The organism is Kitasatospora sp. NPDC023385 (assembly GCF_055664045.1).
Genome location: NZ_JBVOOL010000028.1, coordinates 15,988 through 36,512, shown reverse-complemented (window position 1 = coordinate 36,512; position 20,525 = coordinate 15,988). Strand labels below are relative to the sequence as shown.

Here is a 20,525-nt window from a genome sequence, read left to right as displayed (position 1 = left end):
ACATCGCCTCTCTGGTGCACAGTCCTGGCCCGCTCCGGTTGTGCTGCCGCCCGGACGACAGGGCGAGACACAACAGCCACGGGCACGCACGTACCGGAGCGAGGCTATCTCCATCGGCGCGCGATCAGGAAAACGAGCCGACCGCCCGCGCCTGAACCGTCACAGGAGCAGCTGGGCGAGGGCGGAGTCGAGATCGAGATGGGCGGATTCGGTGCCGGCCGGGACCACGGCGTAGGAATCGAAGAGGAACGCCGTCACGGCGTCCGACGGGATGCTGACCACGGCCCGCCCGCCGGGGGAGCGCAGGGTGACGAGGACCTGGCCGTCCCGCCCGGGGGCGACGGTCACGTCCCCCGACCCGGCGGGGGCGTGGCGCCCCTCGTTCAGCAGCTCGCGTGCGAAGACCCACCGCACCTCACCGCCCTCGTCGAGCGGGGGGAAGGCCAGGCACACCGCGTACGGCAGCGACGTGTCGAAGCGCAGCTCGGCTTCGACGGCCACCTGGGGGAACGGGCCTTCGGGCAGGGTGACGGCGGTGGACCGGGAAGCGGTGACGGGCATGCGGCAGGACCCCATTTCTGTGATCGGCGGTACCGAGAGGCGGGCACCGGCAGCGCTCGGTTACCCGCTCAGAGCCGATCCACCGCACGGAGGGGCCACCGGTGTGAGCGGAATCGCTCCGTGAACCGCGCCGGCGGGCCCGAGGGCGGCGGGCCTACGGGCGGCGGGCCAGGGCCAGGCCCGCCGCGCGGCCCGAGAAGATGCAGCCGCCCAGGAAGGTGCCCTCCAGGGCGTTGTAGCCGTGCACGCCCCCGCCGCCGAAGCCGGCGACCTCGCCGGCGGCGTAGAGGCCGGGGACCGGGGCGCCGTCGGGACCGAGGACCCGGGAGTCCAGGTCGGTCTGCAGGCCGCCGAGGGTCTTGCGGGACAGGATGTTGAGGCGGACGCCGATGAGCGGGCCGTGCGCCGGGTCGAGGATCCGGTGGGGCCTGGCGACCCGGGCGATCCGGTCGGTCAGGGACCTGCGGGCGTTGTGGATCGCCATCACCTGCACGTCCTTGCTGAACCTGTTGGCCAGCTCGCGGTCGCGGGCCACGATCTGCCGCTCGATGTCGGCGGCGTCGAGCTTCGGGCCGCGGGCGATCGCGTTCATGGCCGCGACCAGCTCGGGCAGGGTCCGGGCGACGACGAAGTCCTCGCCGTGCTGCTTGAAGCGCTCCACCGGGGCGGGTGCGCCCTTGGCGAGCCGGCTCCTGAGGGCGAAGCCGAGATCCCGGCCGGTCAGGTCGGGGTTCTGCTCCGATCCGGAGAGCGCGAACTCCTTCTCGATGATCGACTGGGTCAGGATGAACCACGAGTAGTCGTACCCGGTGGCCAGGATCTGCTTCATCGCGCCGATCGAGTCCGCGCCCGGCACTCCGGAGGCACCGGTCAGCCGGCGCCCGTCGGCGTCGAACCACAGCGAGGACGGGCCGGGCAGGATCCGGATGGCGTGGTCGGGCCAGACCGGATCCCAGTTGTGGACGCCCTCCGTGTAGGCCCACATCCGGTCGCGGTTGACGACGCGCCCGCCCGCCTCCTCGGTGATGGCGAGCATGCGGCCGTCGACGTGGGCGGGGACGCCGGAGATCAGGTGCCGCGGCGCCGGGCCGATCCGGTCGGTGGGCCAGTTGGCGCGCATCAGCGCGTGGTTGTGCCCGATGCCGCCGGAGGTCACCACGACCGCCGCCGCCCGCTCCTCGAAGGAGGCGACGACCTCGCGCGAGGACGTCAGGCCGCGCCCGGAGTCGTCGGGCGCCAGCACCGACCCGCGTACGCCGACCACGGCCCCCGCCTCCGTCAGCAGTTCGTCGACCCGGTGCCGGAAGGCGAACCGCACCAGCCCGCTCCGCTCCGCCCGCAGCACCGGACGGGCGAACGCCTCCACCACCCCGGGGCCGGTGCCCCAGGTGATGTGGAAGCGCGGCACCGAGTTGCCGTGGCCGGTGGCCGAGCCGCCGCCCCGCTCGGCCCACCCCACCAGCGGCACCACCCGGTGGCCGAGCTCGCGCAGGTACCGCCGCTTGCCGCCGGCCGCCCACGCCACGTACGCCTCGGCCCAGCGCCGGCCCCAGACGTCCTCGTCGTCGAGCCGGTCGAAGGCCGCCGAGCCGAACCAGTCCTGCCGGGCGAGCTCCAGGGAGTCCTTGATCCCGGCGCGGCGCTGTTCGGGACTGTCGACGAAGAAGAGGCCGCCGAGGGACCAGAACGCCTGCCCGCCCAGGTTCCGCCGGTTCTCCTGCTCGACGACCAGCACCCGCCGGCCGGCCTTCGCCAGCTCGTGGGCCGCCACCAACCCGGCGAGGCCGGCACCGACCACGATGACCTCTGGCTGGAACGTCATTCGGCTCTCCCGCAGGACACCGCCGTCGCGCGGTCGCGACGGCTCCGCGCTCCCATGGTCGCGCGGCGGGCGGGGCGGCCGGGACTAGTCTTGTCACGTGGTGACAAAGAAGACTGTGGCCGCGGCACAAGGCGTGGCGCCCCCGCCGGGCGCCGCCGCGCCCGCCGCTCCCGCTGCTGCCTCCGGTCGGGGTGACCGGCGGAGCGCCGTGACCCGGATCCTGAAGGACGAGACGGCCGTGGTCGACTCGTTCCTGGCCGCCGTCGCCCGCGAGGTCCCGGCCTACGCCAACCTCGACGCCCGCCAGCTCGACGAAGTCCGCTCGATCATCGGGTGGACGCTGCGGAGGGTGCTCGAACTCTGGGCCGTGGACGGGGCCCTGGAGGCCGACGACCTCCGGATGTTCCGCAGCGTCGGCTCGGTCCGGGCGCGGGACGCCCGCCCCCTCGCGGCGGTCCTGCGCGCGTACCGCGTCGCCGCGCTCGCCTTCTTCGAACGGATCGGCGACGGGTTCGCCGACGGCCTCTCCGCCGGGGACATCGCCGCGCTCGCCCGGGTGTGGCTGACGGTGCTCGACCAGTCGTCCGAGGCGATCTTCGACGGCTACGAGTCGACCGGGCGCATCCTCAGCGAGGACCGGGAGCGCTCGCTCCGCGGGCTGCTCACCGACCTGCTGCTCGGCCGGCAGAGCCACCCCGGCACCCTGCGGGCGCGCCTGCGCGAGCTCGACGCCCAACTCCCGGCGTCGTTCGACCTGGTGGTGGTGGCCCCGGCGCCCCCGGCCGCCACCGTGCCCCTGGCGGCCGCCACGGCCGTGTCGGCCGTGGCCGCCGCCGCGCTGGACGCGCGGGCCGCGGGCGAGGCGGCGGACCGCGAACTCACCTCGATCCACACCACCATGGACGGCGTCGGGGTCGCCCTGGTCAAGGCCGTCGACGGGGCGGCGCTGAGCCGGCTGATGGCCGGTCACGAGCTCACCGGCGCCCTGCTCACGGGGGTCACCGCCGCCACCGCGCCGCGCGACTACCGCCTCGCCGCCCACGGCGTCCGGCACGCCCCGTCCGTCGTCCGGGCCGAGCGCCGGGTACTCGACCGGGGAGACCTGGAAGTGGTGGCTCTGGTCACCGGCCACCCGGACGCCGATCCCGCGCGGGTGGCCGACTCGGTGCTGGGCCGGCTCGCGCAGGACGACGAAACCCTGCGCACGCTCGACGCCGTCCTGTACTCCGACGGCGCCGCCCGGGCGGCCGCCCGCCTCCACGTCCACCCGCAGACCGTCCGCTACCGGATGCGCCGCCTCGCGACGGCGACCGGCCGTGACCCGCGGACACCGTGGAACCGCTTCGCCTTCCGCACGGCGCTCCTCGCCCGGGCCCGCCCGTAACCGCCGCTCGTAACCGCCGCCCGGGCCCGGCCCGCGTCGGGCACCGGACGGCCGGGGCCGCCGGTCAGGCGTGCTCGGCCCGGCCCGCGGCCACGACCAGCCACTGGGCGGGCAGGTCGATCGGCCGGCCGTCGGGGGTGGATTCGGTGGTGGCCAGCGGCAGGTCGCCGGTGGCGAGGACGGTGAGCCCGGCCTCGCGGAAGAGTTCGGTGAAGGCGGCGTCGGCGACCTCGGCGGGGGCGAGGCCGTGGGCGAACACCGGGACCAGCTTCGGGGGCGGTCCGGCGGGATCCCGGGCGAGGCCCGTCAGGACCTCCTTGGCCGCGGCGGAGAGTTCGACGACGAAGGCCCGGCCGCGCTCGCCGACCAGCGTGGCGACGGCCTCGGCGACGGGGCGGCGGTCGGCCGGCTCGCTCTGGTGGATCACGCCGCGCACGTACACGTTGGCGTCACCGAGGCGGTCGTGGAGCGCCCGGACGGCGTCGGCGTCGGTGGCGTCCAGTTGGGCGAACTCGGCCCGCCGCGCCTGGTCGCGGCGGCGGGCGAGGTCGAGGGCGGCGGCGGACAGGTCGACCCCGACGGCGCGGGCGAAGTGGCCGGCGAGGAAGCGGGTCTGGGTGCCGTTGCCGCAGCCGAGGTCGACGACGGGCAGCTCCGGGGCGGTGAGGTGGCGCTCGAACAGCGCGAGGTGGCGGGCCGCGGTGACGGCCGGTTCGGCGTCCCAGATCACCGAGCCGGGCTCCTCGGGGGCGTCGCGCCAGAAGCCCTCCCAGGCGTCCCGGTACCGATTGGTCACGCTCATGGGGACCTCCTGTTGTCACGCACAGTGTCGGGACCGTGTCTATCGGTACCCGCCCCGAGAAGCAAAACGGGCCGGCGGCGGGCGCGTCCGGACAGAGGGCGCTTCCGGGCGGGGCGCGGTCAGGTCTGGGTGTCCGGGCCCGGCTGCCGCAGCAGGTACGCGCCGGAGGCGGCGGCCAGCACGGCCATGCAGGCGGCGAAGACCAGGCCGGCGTGGGCCAGGCCGACCGGCCCGGTGAGCAGGCCGACGCCGATCACCGGGATCGAGATGCCGAAGTAGGCGACCACGAAGAGCGCGGAGAGGGCGCCCCCGCGGTGCTCGGCGGGGCTCGCGGCGGCGACCTCGCCCACGGCGCCGCGCAGGCCCATGCCCTGGCCCGCACCGCCCACCAGGGCGCTGAGCACCAGCGGCGCGACGGCGGTCCAGGCGAGTGAGGCGGCCAGCAGGGCCAGCCCGGCGATGAGCACCAGGCAGCCCAGCGGGATCGCCCGGGCGGTGCCCAGCCGGGGCACCAGGAGCTGGCCGAGGGTGGAGGCGAAGAAGGCGGTGAAGACGATGAGCCCGACGACCGCCCGGTTGTGGACGTTCAGCCCGCCGTTCAGGAAGGCGGGGCTGACGGAGGTGAAGAGGCCCAGGAGCGAGAAGCCCGCGAACGCGGCGATCGCGGCGGGGGTGAACACCCGGCGGACCTCCGGCGGCAGGGTGGGCCGGACGGGCCGGGCGGAGCGCAGCGGGCGGGCCCCTTCGACGGTCTCCGGCAGGAGCAGGAGGAGGGCGACGGACACGGCGAGCAGGGCCAGGTGCACGACGAAGGGCAGGACGAGCGGGCCGGGCGCGTACTGGGAGAGCAGGCCCGACAGCAGCGGGCCGCAGCCGAGGCCGCCCATGTTGGCGGCGGTCGCGACGAAGCCCGCGCGGTCCCGCCGCCCGGGCGGGGCGAGCTCCAGTACGTACGCGGTGCCGGCGCCGGTGAACAGGCCCGCCGAGAAGCCGGACAGCAGACGGCCCAGGCAGAGCAGCGGCACGCTGTCCGCGGCCAGGAAGACGGCGGCGCTGCAGGCCGCGAACCCCAGGCCGCCGAGCAGGACGGGGCGGCGCCCGATGGTGTCGGAGACGTTGCCGACGAGTAGCAGGACGCCGATGACACCGAAGGCGTAGACGGCGAAGACGACGGTCACCGTCAGCTCGGAGAAGCCGATCTTCTCCTGGTACAGCCCGTAGAGGGGCGTGGGCAGGGTCGTGCCCGCCATGCAGACGGCGAAGGCGACGGCGGCCAGGAGGTAGCCCGATCGGGCGACGGCGGGCCGAGCGGTCCGACGGTCGGTCATCCGCCCACGATAGGCGCGGCGCCACGGGCGGGGCCCGGGGTCTGCGGGGGCGCTGCGCCGAATGGCCGCCGTCCGCCGGGGCTGCCCGGGACTGCCCGGGGCTGCCAGGGGCGGCCGGGGCGAGGAAGGGGAGCGGGTGACGGACGGGGGCGGTGGGGCATGAAGGCGCGGATCGGGGTTAGACGGGTGCGTGAACACCGTCCACCTCGTTCGGAAGGGGCCGCAGTGGCCGACATCTCCCGCCGTGCCGGAGCACCGGAGCAGCACTGGACCTGGCCCGCGGAGGCGGCCTGCCGCACCGCCGACAGCAGCGTCTTCCTCCGCCCCGCCGACGGGGGCGGTGCCGCCCTGGAGGAGCACCGGCGGGCGGCGAAGGCGGTCTGCGCGGGCTGCGCCGTCCGCGTGGAGTGCCGTCGGCACGCGCTCGCCACCCGGGAGCCGTACGGCATCCGGGGCGGCCTGACGGAGGAGGAGCGGCGGGCCCTGTTCACCTGCGGGACGGACCCGGCCTGGCGGGTCGCGTAGCGGCGGGCCCGACCGGCCGGAGCCGACGCCGACCGGAGCCGACGCCGACCGGAGCCGACGCCGACCGGAGCCGACCGGCCGGGCCCGTACCGCGGGGTCAGGAGGTGATCAGGCCCGGGTCGGAGAGGCCGGGGGCGCCGGTCTCGACGTGGCCGGCGAGGCGGCGGACGAAGTCGGCGGTCGCGCCGGAGGTGACGGTCACGTCGTACCAGTTGCGGCAGGCGCGGAGGTCGACGCGGTACGGGACGGTCGCGCCCCGGCGGACGGTGACGGTCTGCGGGGAACCGCCGTAGGCGTTGGTGACGGTGAGGACGACGTCTGCCGCGCCCGCGTTGGTGAAGGTGAGGGCGAGGCTGCCGGTGCTCGGGTCGTGGCGGGCGGTGACTTCGGGGCCGGCCGTCGTGCCAGGGTTGCGGAAGCGCCGCAGGAAGCCGTTGGGGCCGTGGACGGTGAGATCGGTGACGCCCTTGGAGTAGGTGGTGTTCCAGGCGTCCGATATCGACTTGCCGGCCTCGGCGGTGTACGTCCAGGGGCCGTCGGTGCGGTTGGCCGAGGTCACCAGGAACTGGGCACCGGCCGCCGGGCCGCCGCTGAAGGCGAGCCGGTACTTGCCGGTGGCGGTGTCGGCCGTGCCGTCCACGTACGGGGCGTACTTGAGCGGGCGGGTGGGCTTGGCGCCGGGTTCCTGCTTCGGCATGGTGCCGGTGGCGGGCGGGGCGGGCACGTAGTCCGGGTGCCGGTTGCGGTCCGGCGGGAGGTAGCCGGCCGTGGAGGGCAGCGCGGTGGGCGCCGGGGCGGACGCGGTGAAGTCGAAGGCGGAGGTCAGGTCGCCGCAGACGGCGCGCCGCCAGGGCGAGATGTGGGGCTCCGGCACGCCGAAGCGGCGCTCCATGAAGCGGATGATCGAGGTGTGGTCGAAGGTCTCGGAGCAGGTGTAGCCGCCGGTGCTCCAGGGCGAGACGACCAGCATCGGCACCCGTTGGCCGAGGCCGTACGGTCCGGCCGCGTAGCCGGCGTTCCCGGCGAAGTAGTCGGCCGCGGTCGACACCGTCGACAGGCCCTGGGCGGCGGAGGAGGGCGGGAACGGCGGCACGACGTGGTCGAAGAAGCCGTCGTTCTCGTCGTAGGTGATGAACAGCGCGGTGCGGGCCCACACGTCGGGGTTGGCGGTGAGCGCGTCCAGGACCTGGGAGACGTACCAGGCGCCGTAGTTCGCGGGCCAGTTGGGGTGTTCGGTGAAGGCCTCGGGGGCGGCGATCCAGGAGACCTGCGGCAGGGTGCCGGCCTGCACGTCGCGGCGCAGCGCGTCGAAGAGGCCGTCGCCGGCCTTGGCGTTGGTGCCGGTGCGGGCCTTGTCGTACAGCGGGTCGCCGGGCTTGGCGTTGCGGTAGTTGGTGAAGTAGAGCAGCGAGTTGTCGCCGTAGTTGCCGCGGTAGGCGTCGCTGATCCAGCCCCATGAGCCGGCCGCGTCGAGGCCGTCCCCGATGTCCTGGTAGACCTTCCAGGAGATCCCGGCCTGCTCCAGCCGCTCGGGGTAGGTCGTCCAGCTGTACCCGGCTTCCTGGTTGCCGAGGACCGGGCCGCCGCCGGTGCCGTCGTTGCCGGTGAAGCCGGTCCACAGGTAGTAGCGGTTGGGGTCGGTGGAGCCGATGAACGAGCAGTGGTAGGCGTCGCAGATGGTGAAGGCGTCGGCGAGCGCGTAGTGGAACGGGATGTCCTGGCGGGTCAGGTAGGCCATGGTGGTGGCCGTCTTGGCGGGCACCCACTGGTCGTACCTGCCGTTGTTGAAGGCCCGGTGACTGCCGGCCCAGTCGTGGTTGAGGTCCTGGACGAACTGCATGCCCAGGTCGTTCACCTGGGGGCGGAACGGCAGCACCTCCTTCCTGCTGCTGTCCGTCTGGTGCCACACCGACTTGCCGCTGGGCAGCGTCACCGGGCGGGGGTCGCCGAAGCCGCGGACGCCCTTCATGGCCCCGAAGTAGTGGTCGAAGGAACGGTTCTCCTGCATCAGGACGACGATGTGCTCCACGTCCTGGAGGGTGCCGGTGGCGCCCTGCGGGGCGATCGCCGCGGCCCGCGCGATGCTCTGCGACAGCGTGGTGAACGCGGCGGTGGCGCCCGCGAGTTGGAGGAAGCGACGGCGGTTCAGCTCTGCCATGGGTGGATGACCTCTGCATGTCACGAGGGTGGAGGACGGCACCCCAAGGACAGCGGCTGCGGGGTACCTTCCGGCGGACCACTCATGACTGCCCGTTGTACGTCCGGCGAACGCCTCGAGTTGTCTGAACACGTTCCGTCGGCGCGGGCGGCCCGGCGGCGGGAACCGGACCGCTGCCGCCCGCATCGCCGCGTGTGGTCGGAGCCACACCCAGCGTGGTAACGGCAGGTCCCGGCGGGCGCTAGCCTCTGGGTGCCCGGAGGGCCCGGGCCGTCGGACCGACCCGAGGGGACGCCAAGAGTGGTGCAGGACAGCCCGGCCCGGGCCGTGGTCGGGCGGCAGCGGGAGACGGAACTCCTCACCGCCGCCCTGGTGCAGGCCGAGGACGGCGCGAGCGGATCCACGGTCCTGCTGCGCGGCGAGGCCGGCGTCGGCAAGAGCACCCTGCTCGCCTGGGTGGAGCGCGCGGCACGCGAGCGCGGCTTCACCGTCCTGCGGGCCACCGGCGCCGAGGCGGAGACCGACCTCGCGTTCGGGGCCCTCCACCAGGCGTTCTGGCCGCTGCTCCAGCGCTCCGGCGCGCTCTCCGCCCACCAGCGGGACGCCCTGGAGAGCGCACTCGGCGTCCGCTCCGGCACCCCGAGCGGCTTCGCCGTCGGCGCGGCCGCCCTGGCACTGCTGGAAGAGGCGGTACGGACCGCGTCCGTGCTGCTGGTCCTGGACGACCTGCACTGGATCGACTCGTCCAGCGCGACCGTCTTCGGCTTCCTCCACCGGCGCTGCGCCGACCTGCCGACGGTGATCGTCGGCGCCTCCCGCCCGGACGGGCCGGCCGCGCAGACCTGGTCGGCCGAGGCCGTCGAGGTACGGGCCCTGCCCCGGACGGACGCCGCCCTGCTGCTGGGCAGCTGCCACCCCGAGCTCGCGGCGCCCGCCCGGGACCGGATCCTGACGGAGGCCGCCGGGAACCCCCTCGCCCTGGTGGAACTGCCACGCCAGCTGGCGGCCGCCCAGCAGCGCGGAGCCGCGGGAGTGCCTGGAACGCGCCGACGCCGCGGTGGGCTGGCCGGCCCGGGGGGTCAGACCCGGTGCGCGGCGACGTAGCGGGCCGGGTCGCCGCGCAGGTCGCCGTGCCAGCGCCGGAGGCACTGCTCGGCGAAGGTCTGCCCGGTGGCGACGATGTCGTCCAGCGGGTCCAGGTAGTCGAGGACGTGCGGCGGTTCGAGGCCCGCCGTGACGCGGGCGGCCAGGCCGGCCCGGGCGAGGCGGAGCAGTTCGGCGGCCAGCGGGCGCACCGGGACGTCGCCGAGCCGGGCGGCCAGGCCCTGGGCGGGCAGGGCGGCGAGCGCGGCCCGGTGGTCCCGCAGGGTGTAGTGGCCGAGCAACTCCCAGACGGCGGCCCGGGATTCGGGGTGGTAGCCGAGGCCGGTCCAGAGCGCGGGGACGGCGGGGATGAACGGGTACGGCGGGCCGTCGGCGGCGCGCAGCTCCAGGGTGTGGCGGACCCGGGTGTTGGTCCACAGCTGGTCGAGGTGGGCGGCCCAGTGGGCGGGCGTCGGCCTGGAGCCGTCCGGGTAGCCGTGCCGGAGCAGGTCGGCGAAGGTGCGGCCGGGCGGCGCCGGGTGGTAGCGGCCGTCCGGGGTGCGGTAGTGGATCAGGGGGACGCCGAGGGCCCAGTCGGCGACGTCCTCGACGGTGACGTCGGGTCGCAGTGCGGGCGGCAGCACCCCGGACCGGTGCGGGTCCATCCGCAGCCAGGCCCAGCAGCGGTGGGACAGCAGTCCTTCCGAACGGGACTCCTGGATGGGCGAGTTGACGAGCAGGGCGGAGACGACCGGGGCCGCGGCCATCTGCGTCCGCAGCTTCTGCGTGAAGTCCTCGGGGGAGAGGTGGTCCAGCGTGACCTGGGTGGACAGCGAAAGCGCCATGACGTACCGGGCCCGGTTGCCCGCCTCGCCCAGCCCCGCGAAGTGGTCCCGCATGATGGCGCCCCGGGTCATCGGCACCCACTCCATGTCCTCCAGCCGGTCGAAGGGCAGGTTGGCGCCGGGCACCAGGGCCAGTCCGAACCGGTCGACGAGTTCGGCGAGGCGTTCCAGCGCCGCCCGCATGTCGGCCACGGCCTTGGCCACGCCGGGGACCGGCGTGGAGGAGTACTCGATCTGGCCGCCGTGCTCCAGGGTGATCCGGGTGCCGTCCGGCAGCAGGACGCCGGTCAGCCGGCCGGCGTCCTCCTGCCGCTCGCCGCCCCACTTGGCGAGCACCGCCTCCAGGACGGCGAGCACGCCGTTCGGGCCCCAGTAGCGGGCGGCCCGTCCGGTGGCCGGGTCGAGCAGGCCGCACTCGACCTCGATGCCGACCTGCTCGGCGGCGGACGGGCGGAACGGGGCCAGGAGCTCGTCCCGGCCGAGCGCCAGGTCGGGGGCAGGGCCCGACGCCGGGCCGCCGTTGGTGCCGACGGTGCCGGTGCTACTGCTGGTGCTGGCGCCTGACGCGGTAGCCGGGCCGGTCACAGCGCCCCCACCCGGGTGGTCGCCCGGGGGTGGTCCACCCGGTCGAGCAGTGCGCTCACCGCGCCCAGGGCGGACTGCGCGGCGCCCTGGCACCACGCGTGGGCGCCGGACAGGTGCTCGCCGGCGAAGAACACCCGCGGCCGCCCCGCCGGGTGCGGGGAGCCCAGCACGCTCAGGTAGCGGGTGTGCTCGCCGGGCGTCAGGTGGGCGAAGGCGCCGCCGCCCATGCCGGTCTGCACGTCCCAGTTGCAGTGCACGATGTCGTCCACGTCGGCGGTGATGCCCGGGTGGAGCTTCTCCAGGCAGTCCAGCACCAGCGCGTCCCGGTCCGCCGTCGGCAGTGCGGCGAAGCGGCGGGCGTTCGCGCCCCACAGGTACGCGCCGAGCAGGGCCGTCGGCTCGGAGGAGCGCTGCGGGTCGCGCGGGGCCCAGTGCGGGCCGGCGCTGCCGTTGACGCCGTGCTCGGCCAGGACGGCGTTGTCCGACGGGTACCAGCACTGCTGGATCGGCAGGTCGGTGAAGCTGCCGCCGCCGTGGATGCCGTCCGCCAGCTCCCAGCGTCGGCGGGTCAGGTGCAGGACGGTCTTGGTGCTGCTCGCGTAGCTGATGCCGCGGATGGCGTGCCGCTGGGCGTGCGGCAGGCCCGGGGTGACGGCGATCAGGTCGAGTGCGGGCGCCGGGACGCAGCAGACCACGTAGTCGGCGTGGTCGCGCAGCCGGCCGCCGAGCCGCCGGCCGCGGATCTGCACGCCGTCCGTGGTCAGCGCCAACTCCTCGACCTGGGTGGAGAGCTGGAGCGTGCCGGGGCGCAGGGACCGGACGAAGGCGTGGACCAGCGCGTCCAGCCCGTCCACCAGCTCGACCTGCCCGCTGTGGAACAGGCCGAAGTAGTCGACCAGCACCTCCAGCAGCGAGGACTGCTCGTAGTGGGCGAGACCGCTGGCGTGCCCGATGAGGTCCCAGGCGTCCTGCGACAGGTGCTCGTGGACGAACTGCCACAGCGACACGGAGGCTGCCCGCTCCAGTGCCGGGTCACCCCAGTGGCCCTGCAGGGTGCGGCGCTGCTGCTCGACGGTGAGGGTGCGCCACACCGAGCCGAGCAGGTGGTCCAGCACCGGCGTCGGCGCCTGCCGCTCGGCCGGGCGCAGCGCGTACGCGGGGAACAGCGCCGCGACGTCCTGCACCCGGACCCGTCGGCCGCGCAGGTGGTAGTAGGCGCGCGGATTGGCGTTGACGAAGGGGCGGGTCGCCAGCCCGAACCGGGAGACGTAGTGCAGCACGCAGTGGTGGTTGCCCGGGATGCGCATGGCGCCGAGGTCCACGTGCGTGCCGTCCCAGAAACGGTGGGTGCGCACCCGCCCGCCCGGCCGGTTCGCCCGCTCGTACACGACGACGTCGAAGCCCCGGCGCTGCAACTCGTACGCGCACACCAGCCCGGCGACGCCCGACCCGACCACGGCCACCCGGCCCCGGGCGCCGCCCACCGGGTGCAGCAGGGAGGACGGGAACGCAAAGCTGGTATCGAACATCGGCACCGTGCCCCTCTGAGACGGAACCCCCGACCCAGCCTCGGTGCGGCCCCCGGCGCCTGCCACTTCGCGGCGCCGATGCGAGTGACGGCGCGCCCCGCAGCGGGGCCCGGCGGCTTCGGTGGCAGTGGTCTGCACCTCTGGCGGGTGTGGCCGCACCGCGGCTGAACTGCGGCCGGACCGGTGGCTGGGCCGGCTGCGGCTGAACCGGCGTCGGCGGCGAGCCCGTAGAGCGGGTCGGGAAGGGGAAAAAGCCTCTGCCGGACCGGCTACCGCTCGGTACCGTCGTTCGGTGGCACCCGGCGCCCGCCGAGTGCCACGTGAACGAGAACGAGCGCGAGTCCCGGGAGCGGGACGGGGGAGGGGCACGGGATGGTTGCGGACGAGCCGGAGGTACGGGACTTCGTCGCGGCGCTGGTACGGGCCGGGGCACCGGAGGTCGCGGGGCCGCCCGGGCTGGACGTGCCGAAGGCGGCGGCGGACGAGGTGGTCGCGGTCGCCCGGCGGCTGGCGTTGAGGGCGGCGCCGCGGGGGCGGTGGCGGCCGGGGTCGGCGCCGGGGCTGCTGGGGGTGGCGGCCGCGCTGGTGGTGGACGGGCACCCGTCGGCGTCCGGCTGGTCGGCGGCCGAGCGGGAGCGGTTGGCGACCTGGGTCGCGGTGCTGATTGAGCACCGGGGCGAGGACGGGGTGCAGGACCTGGTCCGGGAGCTGAACGAAGGCTGAGCGGCGGGCGGGCGACGGCTGAGCGGCGGGCGGGCATGAGCGGAGCCGGCGGTGTCGCTCACGGGAAAACTCGTTGCGGTTTTCGTGCAACGTTTCGGGCGTTGGCGGATCGTTGGTGAGGACTTGGCGGGCTCCGGCAGTGTGCTGTCGCAGTAGCCGCCGGGGATGTCCGGCGGCGCCCAGCGGTGCCCTGCCCGTGCCGTGTGCCCCTGCCTGACCTGAGAGGTAGCGCGTGTCGAAGCCGTCCGTCGCTCAGCCCACGCCCGTCGCCCAGCCCTCCGCGGGCCCGTCGGACACGGCGGGGGGTGCCGCCGCCCCGGCCGCCCGCCCGACCCTCGACCCCGAGATGCTCGCCGAGATCCACCGGCTGCACGGCGGCTACCTGCTGCGCGCGCTGCTGCGGGCCACCGGCGGGGACCGCGGCAAGGCCGAGGACATCCTGCAGGAGACCCTGCTGCGCGCCTGGCAGCACCCCGAGGCGCTGAGCGCCGGGCCCGAGCAGAGCCGGCCCTGGCTGTTCACGGTGGCCCGGCGGATCGCCATCGACCACTACCGGATGGCCGCCGCCCGCGCCAAGGAGGTGATCGGCGAGCAGCTGGAGGACCGGCCGCTCGCCGAGGACCCGTACGAGCAGGTGGTGGTCGCCCGGGACATCGCGCTGGCGCTGCGGCGGGTGCAGAAGCACCACCGCGAGGTGCTGGTCGAGCTCCACCTGAAGGACCGGTCGGTGCTGGAGGCCTCGGCCCGGCTGGGGGTGCCGCCGGGGACGGTCAAGTCCCGCAACTTCTACGCGATCCGGGCGCTGCGCCCGGTCCTGGCGGCCGAGCACGGGTACGCGCCGGTCGAGCGCGGGTGTGCGGGCGCGGGGGCGGAGAAGGGCGCGGCGTCAGCCGCGCGGTGACCGGTCGGGCGAGCGCAGGTCCAGCGACTCCTCCAGGCTGCTGGTGAACTCGCTCGGGAAACCCGCCTGCCGGTCGTGCGCGCGGAAGCGGTCGAGCGCCGTGCGCAGCCGGCCCCGGACTTCGGGCTCCCGGCCGCGGGACAGCAGGTGGGCGGCGTACGACTGTTCGGCGACCGCGTGCAGGTAGAGCAGGCCCGCCTCCTCGCACGCGGCGAGCAGTCGGTGCCAGGCGAGGTCGGCGGTGTCGTCGCGGACGGTCGGCGGGAGGGCCTGCGCCTCGGTCAGCATCGACCACAGGTGGACCTGGGTGACCGGGGTGGGCGGCAGCAGCTCGCGGGCCTCGCGGGAGCGGCGCTGGGCGCCCTCCCGGTCGCCGGTGGCCAGGCTGACCCAGCCCTGGTGGACCTTGGCGTCGACCAGGCGGCGGCGGTTGCCGGACTCCAGGGCCAGGGCGGTGGCGGAGGCCGCCAGCCGCCCGGCCTCGGCGGAGTTGCCGAGCATCGCGGTGACCAGCGCCAGGGTGGCGAGCGCCCGGATGCGCGCGGAGGTGGCCGCGGGACCGTCCGCCGACTCGGCGGCGGCCACCGCCTTGCGCGCCGCCTCCGCCGACTCCTGCCGGCGTTCCAGCGCGACCAGGGCCTGCGCCCGGCAGTTGAGCAGCAGCGCGACCGCGACCGGGTCGCCGCAGCGCTCGGCGGCCTCCTGGCCGGTGCGGGCGCGGGCGAGCCAGTCGGTGAAGCGGCTGGCGCCGTAGTACAGCGCGCCCGAGGCCAGGGCGAGGCGCCAGGCGCGGCCGGGGTCGGCGACGGCGGTGGCGTCGACGAGGGCGCGGATCGCGGGCTCCTCGGCGCGGAACCAGTCGAGTGCGGTGCGGATGTCGACGATGGTCGGGACGGCCTGCGGCCGGTGGGCCGGCGGGCCTGCGTCCTCCTGGCCGGGGTCGAGGAAGGTGCCGCAGCGCTTCAGAGCGGCGAGGTAGTAGTCCGCCAGGCGTTCGCGCAGCAGGCGCCGGTACGGTTCGGGCTTCTCGTCGAGCAGGCCGGCGCCGAACAGGCGGACCAGGTCGGTGCGGCCGTAGCGGCCGGGGGCGGCGCCGGTGAGCAGGTGGTGCGCGGCCAGTTCGCCGAGCGCCCGGTGCGCGGTGGCGGTGTCGGTGCGCAGCAGGGCGGCGCTCGCCAGGGTGTCCACTTCGGCGCCGGGGTGGCCGGCCAGCGCGGTCAGCAACTCGGCGGCGGAATCGGAGAGGTGATGGTACGTCAGATCGAGCTGTGCCTTGAGGCCGAGCGTGTCGTCGGCGTCCAGGACGGCCAACCGGGTGTCCTCGTCGGCGAGTTCGGCGGCCAGCCCGGCGAGCGTCCAGCCCGGCTGGGCGGCCAGCTGGGCGGCGGCGATCCGCAGGGCGAGCGGCAGGTGGTCGCAGAGCCGGGCGAGCCGGGCCGCGGCGTCCGCCTCGGCGCGCACCCGCTCGGGGGCCAGGGCGCGTTCCAGGAGCAGCAGCGCGTCGTCCGGGGGCAGTGGTGCCAGGCGCAGCAGGGTGGCGCCGTCGAGGGCGACCAGGTCCTCCAGCGAACCGCGGCTGGTGACGAGGGCGGCGCAGCCGGGCCCCTCGGGCAGCAGGTCGGCGACCTGGTCGGCGTCGGCGGCGTCGTCCAGGACCACCAACAGCCGTCGGCCGTCGGTCCGTTCCCGGTAGAGCGCGGCGCGGGCGGCGCGGTCGGCGGGCACGGCGTCGGGCGGGACGCCGAGCACGTGCAGGAAGTCGGCGAGGACGTCGTCGGGCCGCGCCGGGCCGGCCGGGGCCAGGCCGTGCAGGTCGGCGTAGAGCCGGCCGTCGGGGAAGCGGGCGGCGGCCCGGTGCGCCCAGGCGGTGACCAGCGTGCTCTTGCCGACCCCGGCGGGACCGACCACCAGGACCGGGCCGTCCGCGACGCGGTCGGGGCCGCAGTCGTGGTCGAGCCGGCGGAGCTCGCTCTCCCGTCCGACGAAGTCCACGGGCCGGCGGGGGAGCCGGCAGGGCGCGTGCGGGCCGTGGGCGCTGTTGGACGTGTGCGGGCCGGCGGCCGGCGGCGCGGCGGGCAGCCGCTCCGGACGGTCCTCGGCCAGCACCTCGGTGAGTGCCGCCTGCAGCACCGGGCCGGGCCGGATCCCCAGTTCGCGGTCCAGCCGCTGCCGGGCCCGGTGGTAGGCGGCCAGCGCGTCCGCGGGCCGGCCGGCCTGGTGCAGGCAGCGCATCAGCAGCGCCACCAACTCCTCGCGCAGCCCGTCCGTCCGGACGTTCTGCTCCAGGACCGCCACCGCCGCCGCGCCGGTGCCCTGACGCAGCCGCAGTCCGGCCCAGCAGAGCAGGGCGGCGGTGCAGGCCTGCTTCAGGTGGTCCACCGCGGCCGCGCGCGCCGGGGTGTCCGGCAGGTCGGCCAGCGCCTCGCCGCGCCACAGCCGCAGCGCCTCCTCCAGCAGGGCGATCGCCTCGGCGTCGCCACCGCGGTCGGCGTGCTCGGCGGCCCGCGCCGTCAGCGCCTCGAACCGCAGCGCGTCCACCTCGTCGGCGGGCCCGGCCAGCAGGTAGCCCGAGGCCCGGGTGTGCAGCTCGAACGGGGTGAAGGCGAGCACCTTGCGCAGTGCGGCGACGTGCCCCTGCACCGCCGCCCGCGCACTGGCCGGCGGCCATTCCCCCCACAGCACCTCGCAGAACTGGTCGACGGTGACCACGCGCCCCAGCCGCAGCGCCAGCAGCGCCAGGATCGCCCGCTGCTGAGCCCCGGCCAAGGTGGCGAAACCGTCCGCCTCGACCCGCAACTCCACCGGGCCGAGCAGCCGAATCCGCACCAGTACCCCCATCTCACCCCACGCCGGACCCGAGGGTCGGCCCTCGGGGTGAAGCAGTGTAGTGCGCGAATACGTCCGGTCCGTGACACGGCGCCGCCGCTGCCCTCGGTGGACGCGGGCGGGGCGGGCGGCGGTTGCGGCGCCCGCCGCGGGGCCTCGCGCCCGTGCTGCCCGTGCCGGGCCGGGTGGTGCCTGCGCCGTCGCGTGTGGTGCCCGGCCGAGCCAGTGCCGGTCCGGGATCCCCGCAGGCGGCGGGTCCTTCGTGTCGGACCCGTCCGATACGGTGCGGCCATGACGGAGAGACGCGGCACGCGCCCGCACGCCCGGTTCGAGCGGCCGGTGCCGGGGGCGGGGGAGGAACTCGCCATGGCCGGGCTTCGGTTGGCGGCCCCCGGCCCGGCCTCTGGATGCGCGGCCGGTGCGAATCTCCGCGTCCGCTGGCACGGCCCCGCCCACGGCGAGCGGCCCGCGGCGGCCGGCCGGGGCGACCGGGTGGTCGCGGCGTGAACGGGCAGGTCGGGCCTATCCTCGAACGGTTCGGGGGGCCCGCGGATGGGGAAGGCGAGGGGCGCGTGCACATCGATCTGCTCGGGCCGGTGGTCGTGCGGCGGGAGGGTGGCAGGGACGTGACGCCCTCGGCCCCGAAACGGCGGGCGCTGCTGAGCGCGCTCGCCGTGCGGCTGAACCAGGCGGTGACCACCGAGGAGCTGATCGGGCTGGTCTGGGACGGCGCGGCACCGCCCACCGCGCGGGCCGCGCTGCAGGGGCACGTCGCGGCCCTGCGCCAACTGCTGGACGGGCCGGGCCTGGAGTTGGGCACCCGGGGGTCCGGGTACGTGCTGGCCGGTGAGCCCGACCGGGTCGACGTGCTGCGCTTCGGACGGCTCTGCGAGGAGGCGGGCGTGCTGCGGCCCGAGCCCCCCGGCCGGGCCGGCGGGGCGCCGGAGGACCCGGCGGTGCCGCTGCTGCGCGCCGCGCTGGACCTGTGGCGCGGCCCCGCGCTCGTCGACTGCGGCTCCGTGCTGCTGCGCGAGCGGATCCTCCCCGGCCTGACCGATCTGCGGCTGCACGCCCTGGAACGGCTGGCCGACGGGCTCCTCCGGGCGGGCCGGGGCGGCGAGTCGGTCGCCGAACTGGCCGAGGCGGCCGACGCCCACCCGTCCCGGCAGGTGCTGGCCGCCCGGCTGGTCCACTGCCTGGAGCAGAGCGGGCGGCACACGGAGGCGCGGGAGCGGTACGAGCGGGCGGTGGCCCGGCTCTCCGGTCCGCCGGGGCCGGAACTGCGTCGCGCCGGTGGCCTGTTCAGCGCCCGGCCGGCCGCGTCCGACCGCCGGTTCGTCGGGCGGACGGCCGAACTCGCCGGGCTGGATGCGGCGTTGCCCGCAGCTCGGTCCGGCCGGCCGGTCCTGGTCACCGGTCCGGCGGGGGTCGGCAAGACCGCCCTGGTCCGGCACTGGGCGGCGCAGCGCGGCGCCGGGCACTTCCCGGACGGCGTGCTCCGCGCCGACCTGCGCGGCTTCGACCCGGACGGCCCGCGCGAACCCGCCGACGTCCTGGCCGAGTTCCTCACCGCCCTCGGCGTCGCCCCGGACGCCCTGCCCGCCTCCACCGACGAGCGCTCCCGCCGCTACCGCGACCTGCTCCGCGGCCGGCGGACGCTGGTCGTGCTGGACGACGCCGCCTCGTACGAGCAAATCGCCCCGCTGCTGCCCGACCCGCCGCTGACGGACCCCGCGGGCGGCCCCAGGCGGGTGGACGGCTCCGAGCGCGGCGGGGAGGCACCGGCGCCCGTCACCGTCGTCACCAGCCGGAGCCGGCTGCGCCCCCTGCTGGTCCGCGCGGGCGGCGTCCCGCTCCCGCTGGGCGTGCTCACCGCCGAGGACGCCGCCGCGCTGCTCGCCCGCACCCTCGGCCCGGACCGGACGGGCGACGACCGCGAGGCCGTCGCCGAACTCGCCGAACTCGCCGAGCGGTGCGACCGGCTGCCGCTCGCACTGCGCCTGGCCGCCGCCCGGCTGGCCGCCCGACCCGACTGGTCCCCGGGCGACCTCGTCCGCGAACTCGCCGACGAGGAGACCGGATTGGCCGCCCTCTCCGGCACCGGCGCCGGCACCGCACGCGGCCCGATCGGCCTCACCACCGCGCTGGACCGGACGTACCGGACGCTGCGGCCCGCCGCCGCCCGGCTGTTCACCCTGCTCGGCCTGCACCCCGGCGCGGTGATCGACACCGCCACCGCCGCCGCCCTCGCCGACCTCCCGCCCGCCACCACCCGCACCCTGCTGGCCGGGCTGGACGCCGTCCACCTGCTGGAGGAGGCGGCCCCCGGCCGCTACACCCGGCGCGAGCTGGTGCGCCGCCACGCCGCCCGGCAGGCCGCCGAACTCAGCTGCGACGAACGGTTCGACGCCCTCGACCGGCTGATCGCGCACTACCTGGAGGCCACCGCGGACTGGACGGCCGAGAGCCCGGCGGCCGGCGGCGGCGAGCGGGCGGCGGCCTGGTTCCGCCGCGAGGAGAGCGCGCTGCGGGCCGTCGTGGTCCGCGCCGAGCAGTACGGGCGGACGGCGCAGTCCTGGCAGCTCGCCCACCGCATCGGCCTGCTGTACGAGACCACCGGCCACGAACGGACCCACTGGCGGGCCGTCGTCGAGGCCGGGCTGAGCGCCGCGCGCGCGGACGGCGACGAGGCGGCCGTCGCCCGGCTCGGCACCGACCTCGCCGTCCTGCACGTCGCCCGCGCGGCGCACCGCACCGCGGCCGAGCACCTGGACCGCGCCGTCGCGGCGGCCGACCGGGCCGGCGACCCGGCGCTGCGCCACCAGTGCCGCAGCCGGGTGGCCGCCGCGCTGGTGCGCGCCGGACGCTACGAGCGGGCGCTGCCCCTGCTGACCGACCTGGCGGCCGCCGCCCGTACTCCCGCCACCGGCCACCTGCTGGTCCGCTCGCTCACCGACCTCGCCGACGCCCTGGTCCTCGCCGGCGACGCCGGGCCGGCCCTCGCCCACGCCGACGAGGCCGTCCGGGCCGCCACCGCCGGTGCCGGCGGGGCGGAGGCCGTCCTCGCCGCCCACAGCCGGGCCCGCGCCCTGCACGCGCTCGGCCGCCGCGACGCCGCCCTCTCCTCGGCCCGGCTCGCCGTCGCCCTGGGCCGCACCGTCGGCGACCCGGCGCTGGAAGCCCGCTCGCACGGCCTGCTCGCCGACCTGCTGTGCGAGCTGGGCCGCAGCGTGGAGGGCGCCGAGGCGCGGCAGCAGGCGCAGACGCTGGTGGCGGGGAGCTGCTGACCCGGCGGCGGACCGCCGGCGGCCGCCCCGCGCCTACCGCCGGCCGTGCGTACCGCCGCACCCGTCGAGGGGCCGGGCGAGCTGGGAAACTGCTGACTGCCGGCGGAACCGCAGGCGGAACTATCGGCAGTTCTGTCCGGCGCGACCCGGCGTGCCCCTCCCGCCA

General features: G+C 76.2%; 15 protein-coding genes. 7 read left to right on the top strand and 8 right to left on the bottom strand.

Annotated elements, in window-relative coordinates; translation table 11 throughout:
- Positions 1-159 precede the first annotated feature (159 nt).
- Both AC0B61_RS30710 and AC0B61_RS30705 read right to left on the bottom strand, forming a co-directional pair.
- Positions 160-561, bottom strand: coding sequence for an SsgA family sporulation/cell division regulator (locus AC0B61_RS30710; RefSeq protein WP_471744736.1), 402 nt, complete (start codon positions 559-561; stop codon positions 160-162).
- A gap of 154 nt (positions 562-715) precedes the next feature.
- Positions 716-2,383: an FAD-binding dehydrogenase gene (locus AC0B61_RS30705; RefSeq protein WP_471744735.1), complete on the bottom strand. Its 1,668-nt coding sequence runs from the start codon at positions 2,381-2,383 to the stop codon at positions 716-718.
- Positions 2,384-2,591: 208 nt separating this feature from the next.
- Here AC0B61_RS30705 and AC0B61_RS30700 point away from each other — a divergent pair, with 208 nt between their 5' ends.
- Positions 2,592-3,767 carry an RsbRD N-terminal domain-containing protein gene (locus AC0B61_RS30700; RefSeq protein WP_471744734.1) on the top strand — a complete coding sequence of 392 codons (1,176 nt, stop codon included), beginning with the start codon at positions 2,592-2,594 and terminating at the stop codon, positions 3,765-3,767.
- 64 nt (positions 3,768-3,831) lie between these two features.
- On the opposite strand, the gene AC0B61_RS30695 is transcribed toward AC0B61_RS30700, so the two are convergent.
- Positions 3,832-4,569, bottom strand: a complete 738-nt coding sequence (locus AC0B61_RS30695; protein ID WP_471744733.1) for a class I SAM-dependent methyltransferase — start codon at positions 4,567-4,569, stop codon at positions 3,832-3,834.
- Between the two features lie 119 nt (positions 4,570-4,688).
- Entirely contained in the window at positions 4,689-5,897 is a 1,209-nt protein-coding gene (locus tag AC0B61_RS30690; RefSeq protein WP_471744731.1) for an MFS transporter, read from the bottom strand.
- A 225-nt stretch (positions 5,898-6,122) separates the two neighbouring features.
- Between AC0B61_RS30690 and AC0B61_RS30685 the strand changes: the two genes are divergently transcribed.
- Positions 6,123-6,422: a WhiB family transcriptional regulator gene (locus AC0B61_RS30685; RefSeq protein WP_471744729.1), complete on the top strand. Its 300-nt coding sequence runs from the start codon at positions 6,123-6,125 to the stop codon at positions 6,420-6,422.
- Between the two features lie 97 nt (positions 6,423-6,519).
- Here the strand turns inward: AC0B61_RS30685 and AC0B61_RS30680 are convergent, their stop codons facing one another.
- Positions 6,520-8,580 carry a phosphocholine-specific phospholipase C gene (locus tag AC0B61_RS30680; protein ID WP_471744727.1) on the bottom strand — a complete coding sequence of 687 codons (2,061 nt, stop codon included), beginning with the start codon at positions 8,578-8,580 and terminating at the stop codon, positions 6,520-6,522.
- 300 nt (positions 8,581-8,880) lie between these two features.
- Between AC0B61_RS30680 and AC0B61_RS30675 the strand changes: the two genes are divergently transcribed.
- A complete protein-coding gene (locus AC0B61_RS30675) occupies positions 8,881-9,684 on the top strand; it encodes a BREX system ATP-binding domain-containing protein (protein ID WP_471744725.1) in 804 nt (267 codons plus the stop codon).
- On the opposite strand, the gene AC0B61_RS30670 is transcribed toward AC0B61_RS30675, so the two are convergent.
- Positions 9,660-11,093 carry a glutamate-cysteine ligase family protein gene (locus AC0B61_RS30670; RefSeq protein WP_471744724.1) on the bottom strand — a complete coding sequence of 478 codons (1,434 nt, stop codon included), beginning with the start codon at positions 11,091-11,093 and terminating at the stop codon, positions 9,660-9,662. The two genes, AC0B61_RS30675 and AC0B61_RS30670, sit on opposite strands and share 25 nt — an antisense overlap.
- Entirely contained in the window at positions 11,090-12,622 is a 1,533-nt protein-coding gene (locus tag AC0B61_RS30665) for a flavin monoamine oxidase family protein (protein ID WP_471744723.1), read from the bottom strand. Before AC0B61_RS30665 ends, AC0B61_RS30670 begins: the two co-directional genes overlap by 4 nt.
- A 372-nt stretch (positions 12,623-12,994) precedes the next feature.
- On the opposite strand from AC0B61_RS30665, the gene AC0B61_RS30660 reads away from it, so the two are divergent.
- Together AC0B61_RS30660 and AC0B61_RS30655 are read left to right on the top strand one after the other, a co-directional pair.
- Positions 12,995-13,345 carry a hypothetical protein gene (locus tag AC0B61_RS30660; RefSeq protein ID WP_471744721.1) on the top strand — a complete coding sequence of 117 codons (351 nt, stop codon included), beginning with the start codon at positions 12,995-12,997 and terminating at the stop codon, positions 13,343-13,345.
- 232 nt (positions 13,346-13,577) lie between these two features.
- A complete protein-coding gene (locus AC0B61_RS30655) occupies positions 13,578-14,246 on the top strand; it encodes a sigma-70 family RNA polymerase sigma factor (RefSeq protein WP_471744720.1) in 669 nt (222 codons plus the stop codon).
- Here AC0B61_RS30655 and AC0B61_RS30650 read toward each other — a convergent pair.
- Entirely contained in the window at positions 14,232-17,072 is a 2,841-nt protein-coding gene (locus AC0B61_RS30650; protein ID WP_471744719.1) for an AfsR/SARP family transcriptional regulator, read from the bottom strand. The genes AC0B61_RS30655 and AC0B61_RS30650 overlap by 15 nt on opposite strands.
- 291 nt (positions 17,073-17,363) lie before the next feature.
- Here AC0B61_RS30650 and AC0B61_RS30645 point away from each other — a divergent pair, with 291 nt between their 5' ends.
- Positions 17,364-17,579, top strand: coding sequence for a hypothetical protein (locus AC0B61_RS30645; RefSeq protein ID WP_471744717.1), 216 nt, complete (start codon positions 17,364-17,366; stop codon positions 17,577-17,579).
- Between the two features lie 65 nt (positions 17,580-17,644).
- Positions 17,645-20,359 carry an AfsR/SARP family transcriptional regulator gene (locus AC0B61_RS30640; protein WP_471744715.1) on the top strand — a complete coding sequence of 905 codons (2,715 nt, stop codon included), beginning with the start codon at positions 17,645-17,647 and terminating at the stop codon, positions 20,357-20,359.
- The last annotated feature ends 166 nt before the right edge of the window (positions 20,360-20,525 follow it).